The following is a 12,342-nucleotide window of genomic DNA, read 5'->3' on the forward strand; positions in this document are numbered from 1 at the left end:
CAGGAGATGAAGAGCGGCTAGCGAATTCGGTAGAAGTGGAACGGAGAAATTCGGACAGAGGGGAATGATAGGGATGGAAGAATTGACATTGCGGAGCAGCCGGCTGGCTGTCACGGTTAAGCATCCGGGCGAGGTGGGCGGCGCGCGATTCGACCGGACGGGCTTCGTCACGGAAGTCGTATTGGACGGGAAGCATACGTTCTGCGCGTATGAGCTGCCGGGAATCTGGGATCCGACCAAAGGGGCCGGGCTTTGCGGAGAATTCAGCAATCATCGGGCGCTCGGTTATGACGAGGCGAAGCCGGGAGAGTGGTTTCCGAAGTTCGGCGTTGGCCTTCTGCGGCGCGAATCGGACAAGGGCTACGAGTTTATGAAGCCTTACGAGGTCAGGCCTTACGAGGTCGACATCGACCAAGAAGATGAAAGCGTTCTACAATTCACCGTGCATCCGGAGGAATGTCTCGGGTACGCGGTGCGGTACCGCAAGCGGCTGAAGGCGGAGCAAGATTCGCTGCGCGTCGACTATGAATTGTTCAATGCCGGAAGCCGGCCGATCGAGACCAATGAGTATGCCCATAATTTCGTCTGCTTCGACGGCGAGACGGTCGGACCGGACTATACGCTGGCGTTTACCGGCGAGCGCTCTTCCTCGTTCAAGGTGCTCGTCGGCGATATCCGGGCGGAAGAGGAAAGCGTGGAGTGGGGAAGCGTGCCGGTAAAAGATTTCTACGGACGGCTGTATCCCGGCGGCGAAGGAGGCGCAATGCCGAGCGGCTGGACGCTGGTGCACCGTCCTTCCGGCGTTCGCATGAGCGAGGATTGCGGATTCCCCGTCGAACTGATCGCCGTATGGGGCATGGCGCATAACGTATCTCCGGAGGTGTTCGCTCCAGTCCGGATCGCGCCGGGCGAGACGCTGACATGGTCGCGGACGTATCGGTTTGAAGGCTCCTGACTGTGAAGAAGTACTATTATATGGGGATTATTTGTGCGATAGCGATTCTTTTGATCGGTGTCTATGCAGAGAGAGATCAAAGAATATTTTCAATTGAGGCAAACGAAGTCGTTAGTATGGACATTTATAATGCATCCGGTCCAACGTCGACAGACCTGGATGTGCAAGTGATGCATGTAAATGACCAACGGGAAATTGCGGATGCAGCCGACAAATTAAGGGAGATCAAACCAAACGATAGCGCCATTCCGTTAGACGGGAATTACACGATTATTTTTCATAAGTCGGATGGCTCGAAACTAACGTATGCCTATCTGAACGGGGTAGTAAAAACCTCTGCCGGATTCGCGGGAAGAGTAAAGAGCGACAATATTATCAATAGACTGTGGGCCAACCTCAACGCTCCCGTTCAAAATATAACCGGAGAAGAACGCTTGGCTCTGAGTTAAGCCGCGTGTTCAAGAAAATCCAATAAGCCGTGTAATGCTAACGGAAATTTGCCGCCTTCTCATGAGGGCGGTTTTCTTTTTGGTCCATGATCGGCTTTTTGATTATGCTTAGCCGCTGTGTAAGGCCAAAGGCAGCCAATTCATCTTTTTTCGACAAATTTCTTTGACAGAATTGACCAATAAATCGTTATCAGTTATGTTCTAGTAGAATTGAACGATACCGGAGGTGCCTTAACGCAACCATGTCAGCCGCGCAGCTTAAACAAACCCGATCTTCTACCAGTTATTTTCGATCTTTGGCCTTTCGCATTTCGTTTGTCGCCGGAACCTGCTATCTGATCATCTGCGTGCTGCTTACGACGCTTTCTTATCAGCAGCAGAAGGATCGGGTCTCTGACGAGCTGGTGGCGCTGGAGAGCATGTTTCACTCGCCGCTGATGCTCGAGCTGGCCGACATTGAAACGTCGAAGACGGAATTGAAGAAGAACGAGGAAGCATATAAGACGGTTCCGGCTGTCATGCACCTTCAAGAAGAGATGGATCGCGCGATTGCGTCGGACCTCGTGGAGAACGCTTACTTATTCTATCCGGATTGGATCGAACAGGACGGAGAGCCGGCGCTGCTGAATCTGTTGTCCAATGCTAATTTGTATGCGGACGAGAAGCCTGCGGAGCCTTACGTTCCCGTGAAAAAGCTTCGGGAAGCGCTTGTGCGGTCGGAGAAGGAAGGCGTCAGCAGCACCGGCGTTTATGAGGACAGCGTAGGCGAATGGATCAGCGTCGTCAGCGCGATCAAGGACGGGCACGGCAAGCTGGTCGCCTATGCAGGGATAGATTTCAGCAACGACTTTATTAGCAAAACGTTGAAAAAAGAATTGTATCGCAGTTCGCTCTACGGCTTATTGGCAGCGCTTGCGGGCATTGCCGTCATGTCGTTTACCGTGCGGCTGTTTCTGCGTCCGCTCCACCGCATTAACGAGCAGGCCGAAGCGGCTGCCGGGGGAGACCTCTCCGGTACGCTCGATCTTGGCGTGCGCAATGAAATCGGCATGCTGGGGCAGCATTTCAATCACATGATCGGGAATCTGCGCGTGCTCGTCGCGCAGATCGCGGAGACGACGCAAAGAGTGACGAGCGCTTCGGAGTCGCTCCAGGCGGGCGCGCATACGTCGGTCCAGTCCTCGCGCTCGATCACCGGCGCGATGGAGCAGCTGTCCAGCCGCTCGGCCCGGCAATATCACGGTACGCAAGAGAGCAGCCGCGCCATGGAAGAGATGGCCGCCGGCATCGGGCGGGTGGCGGAATCGGCAGGCACCGCATCGGATGCCTCGGGCGTTGCCCGGCAGCGCGCCGGCGAAGGCAACGAGCAGATGGCGAGCAGCATGACGCAAATCTCCGGCGTCGTGACGACGGTCGAGCAGGCCGTCGAGGCGATGGAGCGGCTGCGCGTCATGTCCGATGAGATCGGATCCGTGACGCATATGATTTCGACGGTTACGCAGCAGACGAATCTGCTGGCGCTGAACGCCTCCATCGAGGCGGTGCGGGCAGGCGAGCACGGCAGGGGCTTCGCCGTCGTGTCCGGCGAGATCCGCAAGCTGGCCGAGCAGTCCAAGCTGTCGGCCGAGCGTATCTCGGATTTGATCGAACGCGTGCAGCAGGAGACGCGGTCGGCCGTTGCCGCGATCGACCACGGCTTGGGCGAGGTGAAGGCGATGCAGCAAGCGGCGGTGCAGACGGGCGGCGCTTTTCGCGATTTGTCCGGCTCCGTTCAGCAGGTCGCCGATCAGATGCTGGACGTTTACTCGGTTTCCGAGCAGATGTCGGCAAGCGCCCAGCAGGTATCGGCGTCCATTGCCGAGCTCGCGGAGCTGTCGCGGCAGACGACGGAGCTGGCCGAGACGATTTCGGCAGCTGCCGGCGATCAGCAGGAGGCGATGACGCAAGTCTCGCGGACCGCCGACGAGCTGGGCGGGATTTCGAGCGAGCTGCAGCAGGCGGTCGCGCGGTTTAAGGTATAGCCTTCAACGCTGCGCCGGTACAGGCTGCGCATGGTTCTGCGCTTCAGCGGCGCGGACGGGATGGATGAGAAAGGCGCCGGATCTGATGATCCGGCGCCTTTTTGGCATGCGGTAGTTTCCTGCTTGCGCTCCTTAGCGAACGCCGAGAAGCTTGTCGGGATTCACGACGACGTAGATCTCCGCAATCCGATCCTGCTCGGTACGGAACGAGAAGACGCTGGCCGGTGCCCCGCCCGCGTACGTGACAAGGCCGGGCTGCCCGCCGACGAGCGCGAGCTTGAAGCCGAAGTCGGGCGGCAGTTTCTTCCGCAAGCCTTCGAAGAAGCTGGCAATGCGCGCCGGTCCGACGATGGGCCGGACGGCCGCGCTCACTTTGCCTCCGCCGTCGGATACCAGCGTGGCATCGAGCGAGAGCACATTCAACAGCTTGCCGATGTCGCCGCTGGCGAGCGCGGCGGTGAACTGCTCCACCAGCATGCGGTGGCCGGGCAAGCCGGGCGCCGGCGCCTTCTGTTCCGCTGCGGGGTGGATGCTGCGTTTGGCGCGATGGAAAATCTGGCGGCAGTTCTGGCTGCTCTTGCCGGCGATTTCGGCAATCTCCTCGTAGTCGAACTGCAGCACCTCCCGCAGCAGGAAGACGGTCCGTTCCACCCAGGATAGCTGCTGCAAGAGCAGCAAATACGCCGTGGAGACCGATTCCTGCCGGACGTATGCCTGGTAGGGGTCGCCGCTGCGGGAAGCATCGGCTTCGGATCCTTCCCGCAGGTCCGTGACAATCGGTTCCGGAAGCCAAGGTCCGACATAGACTTCGCGCTGCTTCTGCGCGGAACGAAGCCGGTCGATGCAGCGGTTCGTGACGACTTTGCACAGATAGGCTTTCAGGTTCAAGATCTGATCCGCTTGCTTGCCCTGCAAGGAGAGGATCGCTTCGTGGACGATATCCTCGGCATCCATAACGCTCCCGAGCATGCGGTAAGCAAGCGAGAAGAGCAGCGTCTTATGGGACGCGTACAGTTCTTCCGTGATGATGGACTTCTCCATGTTGATAGAACGCCTCCTTCAAGCGCGCGGTCATCGACGCGATCGCGTGCGGGACGATACGGTATCGCGCGGTACAGCCACGGGGTATGGGCACGGGATGCGGGCGCGGCAGGCACCGGCAGGCATCTCAGCTGCCGATCAGTTCCGGCTCGCGGCCAAGGCCCGCCTTCGCATCCTTGAGCAGCTGCGCCGCGGCGCGGCCCGCGCTTGCCGCCGCCGCATCCGCGAGCATCTCGCCGTGGCATGCCCAGTCGCCGGCAACATAGAGGCCGCGGATTTCAGGCACGGCCGGCCCCGGCTTACGGTCCCGGCGGCCGATATGCGGCTGGTCGTGCACGACGGTAATGCTGGGGAGGAACTGCTTGGCGGCGGTCTCCTGCTGCCAGCCGGGATGCAGCATATCCATCGTCCGCGCGAGCAGCGCTTCGTCGCCGCGCGGATCCTGTTCGCCGGGCGCGTTGTATTTGATCAGATGCGTAACGACCGTCCCGTTATCGCTCAGCTTCGCCGCCCGCGAATGATTGGAGAAGAAAAGCGGCTGATCCAGCCCCATGACGAACTGCCGGTTCTCCACGGGCAGCCGGTTCAGCGCCAGGTCGAGACAGGCCGCCGTAACGGGGCGGGCGTCTTCCTTCCAGCGGAGCAGGGCGGTATGCTCCGCGCCTTCGACGAGCCGGAAGTTATCGGCCGGCGGCAGCGTGCTGATAACGCTGTCCGCCGGCAGAAGCTCGCCGCTTCCCAGCAGCACGCCCTGCACGGCGCCGCCTTCATGGGCGATGCCCGTCACGCCGGCGCTTGTTCGGATCGCGACGCCGCTGCGGACGGCCAGCGCGTGCAGCTGATCGATGATGGACTGCCAGCCGCCGTCCAAGTACAGCACGCCTTCCTTCAGCGACAGCTGCACCTGCTGCAGCACGGCCCCGGCCAGCTGGAAGTCGATATCGCGGCTGTAGGTCGCCGTCCGGCACAGCGAATAGAACAGATGGCGCACCATGGGATCGCGTACTTCTCGTTCGGCCCACTCGCGAAGCGTGGTGTCTCCGAGCGCCGCGAAGTTGATTTTGCCAAGGCCCGTCAGCAGCCGCCCAAGCTCGATCTTGCCGGGGAAGCGCAGCAGCTTGGAGGTCAAGAGACGCAGCGGATCGGCCGGCAGCGGAGCGAGTCCGTTCTTCCAGATGACCTCCCCCGACGTCGATGGGGCGCGCCCCTCCAGTTTGATGCCGAGCTGTCGCAGCGCCGCGAAAGCCGCTCCCCCGCGATAGAGCGCATGCCCGCCGAGATTCAGGCGCGCCCCGTTCTTAAGGACGGAAATGCCCCGGCCTCCCGTATGCGATGACTTCTCCAGCAGCACGACCGGCCTGCCCGCCTTCGCCGTTTCGATGGCCGCCAGCAGCCCTGCCAATCCTCCGCCAATGACAACTGTTCCTGCGTGTTTCATTGTAAGTGCCTCCTCATTTCGTCAATTACTACTATGACGAGGAGGGTGGCTGCGCTGTGACAGATCGCGCGTAAAAAGTTTCCGTTATCCGCGCCTGTCCCTAATGTACCCCATGCTGTTCCGATTGTCGCCGTCCAGGGCGTATCGTGGGGCGGGCCGGGATGGGATCTCCCCCGCAGGGCGGCTGCGAATAAAACGGCGTACCCGTACTATTTTCCAAACGAGCCCATATGATGAAGGGAAGCTCTTGAGCCGGGCGCGAGGCATGCCGGTTCAGGGGCTTTTTTTGCGGCGGACTTACGAATGGGGAGGAACGTAAAAAGGGCCGGACAGGGAAGCCCTGCTCAGCCCTTCATGAACGTTAACGTTAAGACGCGGTAACCGTGCCTTTCGGAATATTGATATCCAGCGTCTGTCCCGGCAGCAGCCTGCCGTCCGGTCCTTGCGGCGCGTACGTAAACGTCGTTTGGGCAGCGCGCAGCTTTAATTCTTCGGACATGCCGCTGCCGGCCTCTGCGGATAATTGGTCGCCGGTCACGAATATTTGCTGGAGTTTGATCGTGAGATACGGCTTGCCGCTGTCGTCTTTGATGAAATAGAGCGTGCCTTGCTTAATGGCAGTGCCTTGCGCAATCCTTTGCATAAGCGCAAGCGTGGCCGTATCTACGCTTTTCGTAAAATTGAACTCGGTATACGACGGTTTGCCGACCGATGCCCCGGCGCCGGACGTGAAATTGCTCGCAGCTTCTACGCCGTAGGAAAAGCTTGTAATATCGATCGCGTTCTCATAGCCTTTCAACACGCTTTCCCCTTTGATGCCGTCCAGCACCAACAGAATGCGGGGCGACCCGGGCGCGGCGAAGGCGGACCCCGGAATGGCACAGATAACCGCGACGATGGCGAGTACGATGATGAAGGATTTAGACATGAACCGTTTGTACAAACGAATCAGCTCCTTGGATATAGGGATTGGATTATTTGATACATAACGTATCAAGTATAACCGATCGGAATGGATTTCCGCTACAGTGGGGACGTGAAAATTTAAGAGAAATCTGGCCTCAACGCGTTCGAATAATGGGCTTGAAGCGGTTCCGCGGATCAGGTCAAGGCGCGGCGCCCGCGGTTCGAATCGGCGTCAGCACGAACAACGATGAAGGCTCGTCGGTTGTCCGGATCACGATCGGTTTGTTCGGAGTGGAGAAAGTTAGCGTGACCGCGCTTCCTGACGCGGCGCGCATGAAATCGCGCAGATAGCTGCCGTTAAAGGCGATCGTCAGCGGCTGGCCGTCCACGGACTGCGCGGGCACGCTTTCTTCGACATCGCCGATGCCCTCCGTCCGCGCAGTCAGCGCGACGGCCAAGCCATCGCGATCGCTGGCCAGCTTCACCGCGCGATGCTCCCCGGCAAGGAGCGTCACTCTCTCCAGCGCGCGCAGCAGGTCAGGCGCCATTAAAGTGATCGTTGTCTCGCATTCCTGGGCGGCGACGCGGTCCAGGACGGGGTACGACCCTTCCAATAGCGCAAGCTGCAGCCACAGCTCATTCGTTTGAAATCTGACGCTGGCCGTTCCCAGCGTCATCGCGGTAGAGCCTTCATCATCCAGCAGGTTAACGAAATCGAGCCATGGTTTGGCGGGGATGACAGCCGTGCGCAGGGCAGACGGCGTCTCTGCGAGCGGGGTCCGCGAGATGCGCTGGGAGGAGAGGCGGACACCGTCGGTGGCCGTGAAAGCAATCGAACCGGCATCGATGCTGCAGGAGATTCCGGTGAGAATAGGGCGGGCTTCCGAACTGGAGGCTGCGAATGCGAGTCTTCGAATGATCTCTTTCAGCCGCGCGTTCGTAAAATGAAGCTCATGCGTATGCGGCGGCACTGCGATGTACGGGTATTGTCCGGCGTCCAAGCCGCTTAACCGATAACGCGCATGGCCTGCACGTATGAGCAGCGCCGGCCCGTGAACGCTTTCGAGCGCAACGCTGCCCGGAGGCAGACAGCGGATGACGGGGAGGAGGCTGCGTGAAGGAACGAGGAGTTGTCCCGTTCGATGAACGACGGCTTCGCCGGAAGCGGCGTCCAGGCGGGCCTCGACGGTTATGCCGCCGCCTCCGCCCCTGACCGATAATCCATCGTCATCTGCCCATAAGAGAATCGATCCCAGAATCGGAGTGACGGGCTTGGAAGACAGCGCGGGAGACAAGCGCTGCAGCGCTGCATGAAGAGAAGCTTGCGATACTTCGACGCGCATGGATTCAGTCCTCTCCGTTCTTCGTCGTCGCATGCAGATAGTCGTGAATGATCGCGCGAAGCAGCTCCGACTTGGAGCAGGCATGCTCTTCGCACAATGCTTCGATCGCTGCCCAAGCTGTCTCCGGCAGGGTAAGGGACAACTTTCTCGTTTCGCCGATTCCTTTGCGCCCTGCGCCGGTCCGCGGTCCGCCTTTCGTAAACAGCATCGACAGCTGGCCCTCTTGTTCGGGAACGCCCAGCTTTAGCTTCTTGGAGGGCATTGCGACTCCTCATTTCTTTTTTGATTAAGGTAACTTAATTCAATTAATCGATATACCTAACTTAGCACATCCTTCCCGAATTAGCAAAACATTCGCATACCCTTGTGTTCCCGGTAGAATTTTGGGACAATAATTTAGAAGAATGCAAGGAAGTATGGCATGCGAAAAGAGGACCGGAGACAATGAACAAACCTTCCATATACGGATTGACGCTCGAACAGCTGACCGCCTGGCTGCTGGAGCACGGACATAAGAAATCGCGGTCGCTGCAGGTGTGGGACTGGCTATACCGGAAGCGGGTTACATCGTTCGAGGCGATGGAGGACGTGAACGGCGACTGCCGCGCGCTGCTTGCCGAACGCTTCGCGATTGAAACGCTTGCCGAGCACACGAAGCAGGAATCTTCGGACGGAACGGTCAAGTTTCTGTTCAAGCTGCAGGACGGCAGCTTGATCGAGACGGTACTGATGCGGCATAAATTCGGCTTGTCCGTCTGCGTGACGACGCAGGTCGGCTGCAATATCGGCTGCAGCTTCTGCGCCAGCGGGCTGATCAGCAAGAGCCGGGATTTGTCCGCGGGCGAGATTGCGGAGCAGATCATGAAAGTGCAGCTGTACCTCGATGCGGCGGGGCAAGGCGAGCGGGTCAGCCATGTCGTCGTCATGGGCATCGGCGAGCCGTTCGACAACTTCGAGAATCTCGTCGATTTCCTCGACGTCATCAAGGACCATAAAGGCTTGGCCATCGGCGCCAAGCATATTACCGTCTCGACCAGCGGGCTGGCGGACAAAATCATCGCATTCACGGATCGCGGCCTCGGCGTCAATCTCGCGATTTCGCTGCATGCGCCGAACAATGAGCTCCGCACGCGGATCATGAAAATCAACCGGGCGATCCCGATCGAGAAGCTGATGGGCGCGATCGATTATTACATCAGCAAGAACAGGCGCCGCATTACGCTGGAATATATTTTGCTGCGGGACGTCAATGATCGGGAAGAACATGCGCTGGAACTTGCGGAGCTGATCGGCGACCGCCGCCCAAGCGTGAACGTGAACCTGATTCCTTACAATCCGGTCGACGAGCACAGCCAGTACCAACGGAGCGAGCAGTCGTCCATCCGCGGCTTCTACGACACGCTGAAGAAGCAGAACGTCAGCGTCAGCGTGCGGTTGGAGCACGGCACGGACATCGATGCGGCCTGCGGCCAGCTGCGAAGCAAGCAGATGAAGGCTTCCGGCTGACGGACTGCTGTCCAAACCGCTCGGATACGCTCGGAATAAGATAACGCAAGTTTCTTATTTCGAGAGGATGGATGCGGAAAATGGCGAGAACGAAAGGGACGAGACTGGAGAATCAAGTGTATTCCAATCGCGTGGCCCGCTCGGAGTTTGACCGGAATTGGCGGTCGTACATGATGCGTTCTCTAGAAGCGGACGGATAGATCCGCGGCCAAGACATCTTCTCAGAATGAAACGCGCCTCGCGTCCAATAGGATGGCGTCGGCCGTTTCGCTTTGAAAGGTGTCTTTTTTGCTGTGTAGACGCGCGGATTTTGGTTAATCCTATACTGGATGGAGCAAATGTTTGGCGACTTCACGGACAATTGACCTGAAATAAGGTAAAATAGACTTATCTTATGGAAACGGGAGCGGTTAGCATGGCGAATGAACAAATGATTTTGACGAGAGAAGGCTTCGATAAGCTGCAGGAAGAGCTGGACGATCTGAAGTACGTCAAGCGCAAAGAGCTGGCGGCGCGGATCAAGCTGGCGATCAGTTACGGGGATTTGAAAGAAAACAGCGAGTACCATTCGGCCAAGGAAGATCAAGCTTTCATGGAAACGCGCATCATGGTGCTCGAGAAAATGCTGGCCACCGCGCGCGTCGTGGAAGGCGGCAATTTGGACAGCGTGCAAGTCGGCTCTTCGGTCGTGCTGCATGACGTAGAATTCGATGAGCGGATTGTATATCAAATCGTAGCGCCTGCCGAAGCGAACGTAGCGGATAACAAAATTTCGTACGAAAGCCCGCTCGGCAAGGAATTGATGAACAAAGGCATCGGCGAACGGATTACTGTCAATGCCCCGATGGGCGTTATCGAATACAAGCTGCTGGAAATCAAATAGACTTACGCGAGTTGTGTGCGATACACGAGGCGTAAACCGTGTGCGGATGATTCAACGGGCGCGCGCTGCCGGTTCCTCTTTTTTAAGGGATCGGTGGTGCGCGGCCGTTTTTTATTTGGGGAGGCGATCCTTGTTTCTCCTCGGTCCATTCCGTACTCGGCGCTTCGATTTCGATTCGTCCGGTCAGTTCCCTGCTCGAACAATCATCGACTCCTCGATCGAATCATTCTCTTCCTGGCCGGTTCGTTCTTGCCGCCTCCTGTCTGTCCATTCCTATCCGCATCTTTTGAACCCATTTTCCGTTCACGGCAGCAAGTATGCGATCATTTCCACGTCCATTCGCTTAAACCTGACATCCCCTCCCTCTTTTTTCGCCGCGTTTTAACGATTTTCTACATTCCCCGACAATCCGAATTCAGTTCCTTTAAAATCAATCACCATTGTCCTTTCATATATGTTATATTGAATATAATGATTAATTCGGAGGGCGATACAGATGAACGCCGACAGAGAGCCGTTATATATCCGCATTCAGAACCATTTCAAAGATGCGATCCGCGCGGGACAACTGCGGGAGGGCGATAAAATACCGACGGAGAAAATGCTGCTGGAGCAGTTCGAAGTCAGCCGGATCACCGTTGCCAACGCGCTCGGGGAGCTGGCGCGGGAGGGCTGGATTCACCGGATTCCGGGGCGCGGCACCTATGTGCAGGGCATTCCCGACAACAGCGAAGAGGCGGCGGAAGCCGATATCCAAGAGCATCGGACGGAGCGGGCGCCGTTGACATCCAACCAGGGCGTGCGGCCTAGAATCGGGCTTGTCGTACCGTTTATCGGCGATTATTTCGCCATCCGTCTGCTCTCGGGCTTGAGGGACGCCGTGGAGGAAGCGGGCTATTCGCTGCTCGCGATGTTTACGTTCAACGACAAGGAGCGGGAGAAGGAGCTGATCCGCGAGCTGCGGGATACGGTGGAGGGGCTCGTTATTTTTCCCGTGGACGCGGATGTCTACAATGAGGAAATCATCGCGCTTAAGATGAACGGCTACCCGTTCGTGCTGATCGACCGATACCTGCCTGGCGTCGAGACGAATACCGTGCATACGGACGGGGGGCTTGCCGCGAAGCTGGCCGTCGACCACTTGTGGGAGCTGGGACACCGCGAAATCGCGATTTGCGCGGATACGCCGGTGTCGACGGTATCCGTCGACGATCGCATCAACGGGTATATGAACGCGCTCAAAATGAAGGGCGCGCTCATTAATCCGGTGCTGCTGATGACGGATTTCAGCATGCCGCAGGCGGCGGCCGGCGCCGAGCATCCGCTTGCCCGAACGATCGGAAGCGGTGCCGCGACGGCCTATATCGCGCTGAACAGCACCTTAGCCCTGCATATTGCCGCGCTTGCCAAGAAGGCGGGGCTTAAAGTGCCGCAGGACTTGTCCATCGTAGCCTTCGACAATCCGAGCCGCGGACAACTGGAGGAATCGGGCACCTTCACGTTTATCGATCAGAACGAAGGCGAGCTCGGCCGCAAGGCGGGCGAACTGATGCTGGAGGTTTTGCGCGGCGGGAGCAGGGAATCGGGCACCGCGGTGTACCGCCGGATCGTGCTCGTGCCGGAGCTGGTCGTTCGGGACACGACGGCGGCTCCGGCAGCCGGATAGAAGGGCATGCAGGGGGTTCGGAAAAATGCACCTGGAAGGTCGAGGTGCATTTTTTATTTTCACAAAGTAATTGATCTATTAGATATATATAATATATTATTATGTCATATACAACTGAGTAGAGGGATGGTGAC

11 protein-coding genes are annotated in these 12,342 nt (G+C 58.2%); 6 read left to right on the top strand and 5 right to left on the bottom strand.

The genetic code is table 11. The features are described 5' to 3' along the window. The first annotated feature begins 73 nt into the window (after window positions 1-73). The 3 genes from GZH47_RS17290 to GZH47_RS17300 all read left to right on the top strand — a co-directional run bounded on the left by GZH47_RS17290 (window position 74) and on the right by GZH47_RS17300 (window position 3,425). A complete protein-coding gene (locus GZH47_RS17290) occupies window positions 74-955 on the top strand; it encodes a hypothetical protein (protein ID WP_162641982.1) in 882 nt (293 codons plus the stop codon). 2 nt (window positions 956-957) lie between these two features. After that, complete coding sequence (locus tag GZH47_RS17295) at window positions 958-1,404, top strand: hypothetical protein (RefSeq protein WP_162641985.1); 447 nt, start codon at window positions 958-960, stop codon at window positions 1,402-1,404. Window positions 1,405-1,646: 242 nt separating this feature from the next. Beyond that, window positions 1,647-3,425 carry a methyl-accepting chemotaxis protein gene (locus GZH47_RS17300; RefSeq protein ID WP_162641987.1) on the top strand — a complete coding sequence of 593 codons (1,779 nt, stop codon included), beginning with the start codon at window positions 1,647-1,649 and terminating at the stop codon, window positions 3,423-3,425. 132 nt (window positions 3,426-3,557) lie between these two features. Here GZH47_RS17300 and GZH47_RS17305 read toward each other — a convergent pair whose 3' ends face one another. The 5 genes from GZH47_RS17305 to GZH47_RS17325 all read right to left on the bottom strand — a co-directional run bounded on the left by GZH47_RS17305 (window position 3,558) and on the right by GZH47_RS17325 (window position 8,415). Next, window positions 3,558-4,466 carry an RNA polymerase sigma-70 factor gene (locus tag GZH47_RS17305; RefSeq protein WP_162641991.1) on the bottom strand — a complete coding sequence of 303 codons (909 nt, stop codon included), beginning with the start codon at window positions 4,464-4,466 and terminating at the stop codon, window positions 3,558-3,560. 127 nt (window positions 4,467-4,593) lie between these two features. Further along, window positions 4,594-5,904, bottom strand: coding sequence for a phytoene desaturase family protein (locus GZH47_RS17310; RefSeq protein WP_162641995.1), 1,311 nt, complete (start codon window positions 5,902-5,904; stop codon window positions 4,594-4,596). Window positions 5,905-6,271: 367 nt separating this feature from the next. Beyond that, window positions 6,272-6,847 (bottom strand): Hcp family type VI secretion system effector, encoded by a 576-nt coding sequence (locus GZH47_RS17315; protein ID WP_162641998.1) that lies wholly within the window; start codon window positions 6,845-6,847, stop codon window positions 6,272-6,274. Window positions 6,848-7,010: 163 nt separating this feature from the next. Beyond that, the gene (dnaN, locus tag GZH47_RS17320) at window positions 7,011-8,153 is read right to left on the bottom strand and encodes a DNA polymerase III subunit beta (protein WP_162642000.1); all 1,143 of its coding nucleotides are present in this window, start codon (window positions 8,151-8,153) and stop codon (window positions 7,011-7,013) included. Between the two features lie 4 nt (window positions 8,154-8,157). Next, a complete protein-coding gene (locus GZH47_RS17325; protein ID WP_162642005.1) occupies window positions 8,158-8,415 on the bottom strand; it encodes a hypothetical protein in 258 nt (85 codons plus the stop codon). 182 nt (window positions 8,416-8,597) lie between these two features. On the opposite strand from GZH47_RS17325, the gene rlmN reads away from it, so the two are divergent. The 3 genes from rlmN to GZH47_RS17340 all read left to right on the top strand — a co-directional run bounded on the left by rlmN (window position 8,598) and on the right by GZH47_RS17340 (window position 12,208). Next, window positions 8,598-9,659, top strand: coding sequence for a dual-specificity RNA methyltransferase RlmN (gene rlmN / locus GZH47_RS17330; RefSeq protein ID WP_162642009.1), 1,062 nt, complete (start codon window positions 8,598-8,600; stop codon window positions 9,657-9,659). 415 nt (window positions 9,660-10,074) lie between these two features. Next, window positions 10,075-10,542 (top strand): transcription elongation factor GreA, encoded by a 468-nt coding sequence (gene greA / locus GZH47_RS17335; protein ID WP_162642012.1) that lies wholly within the window; start codon window positions 10,075-10,077, stop codon window positions 10,540-10,542. Window positions 10,543-11,038: 496 nt separating this feature from the next. After that, window positions 11,039-12,208, top strand: coding sequence for a GntR family transcriptional regulator (locus tag GZH47_RS17340; protein ID WP_162642016.1), 1,170 nt, complete (start codon window positions 11,039-11,041; stop codon window positions 12,206-12,208). Window positions 12,209-12,342 lie beyond the last annotated feature (134 nt).

Source organism: Paenibacillus rhizovicinus (assembly GCF_010365285.1).
Classification (GTDB): domain Bacteria; phylum Bacillota; class Bacilli; order Paenibacillales; family Paenibacillaceae; genus Paenibacillus_Z; species Paenibacillus_Z rhizovicinus.

What these genes read in the sequence shown, in the direction of transcription:
- GZH47_RS17290 (WP_162641982.1), top strand. Translation starts at nt 74, where the DNA reads ATGGAAGAATTGACATTGCGGAGCAGCCGGCTGGCTGTCACGGTTAAG.
- GZH47_RS17300 (WP_162641987.1), top strand. Translation starts at nt 1,647, where the DNA reads ATGTCAGCCGCGCAGCTTAAACAAACCCGATCTTCTACCAGTTATTTT.
- GZH47_RS17305 (WP_162641991.1), bottom strand. Translation starts at nt 4,466, where the DNA reads ATGGAGAAGTCCATCATCACGGAAGAACTGTACGCGTCCCATAAGACG.
- GZH47_RS17310 (WP_162641995.1), bottom strand. Translation starts at nt 5,904, where the DNA reads ATGAAACACGCAGGAACAGTTGTCATTGGCGGAGGATTGGCAGGGCTG.
- dnaN (WP_162642000.1), bottom strand. Translation starts at nt 8,153, where the DNA reads ATGCGCGTCGAAGTATCGCAAGCTTCTCTTCATGCAGCGCTGCAGCGC.
- GZH47_RS17325 (WP_162642005.1), bottom strand. Translation starts at nt 8,415, where the DNA reads ATGCCCTCCAAGAAGCTAAAGCTGGGCGTTCCCGAACAAGAGGGCCAG.
- rlmN (WP_162642009.1), top strand. Translation starts at nt 8,598, where the DNA reads ATGAACAAACCTTCCATATACGGATTGACGCTCGAACAGCTGACCGCC.
- greA (WP_162642012.1), top strand. Translation starts at nt 10,075, where the DNA reads ATGGCGAATGAACAAATGATTTTGACGAGAGAAGGCTTCGATAAGCTG.
- GZH47_RS17340 (WP_162642016.1), top strand. Translation starts at nt 11,039, where the DNA reads ATGAACGCCGACAGAGAGCCGTTATATATCCGCATTCAGAACCATTTC.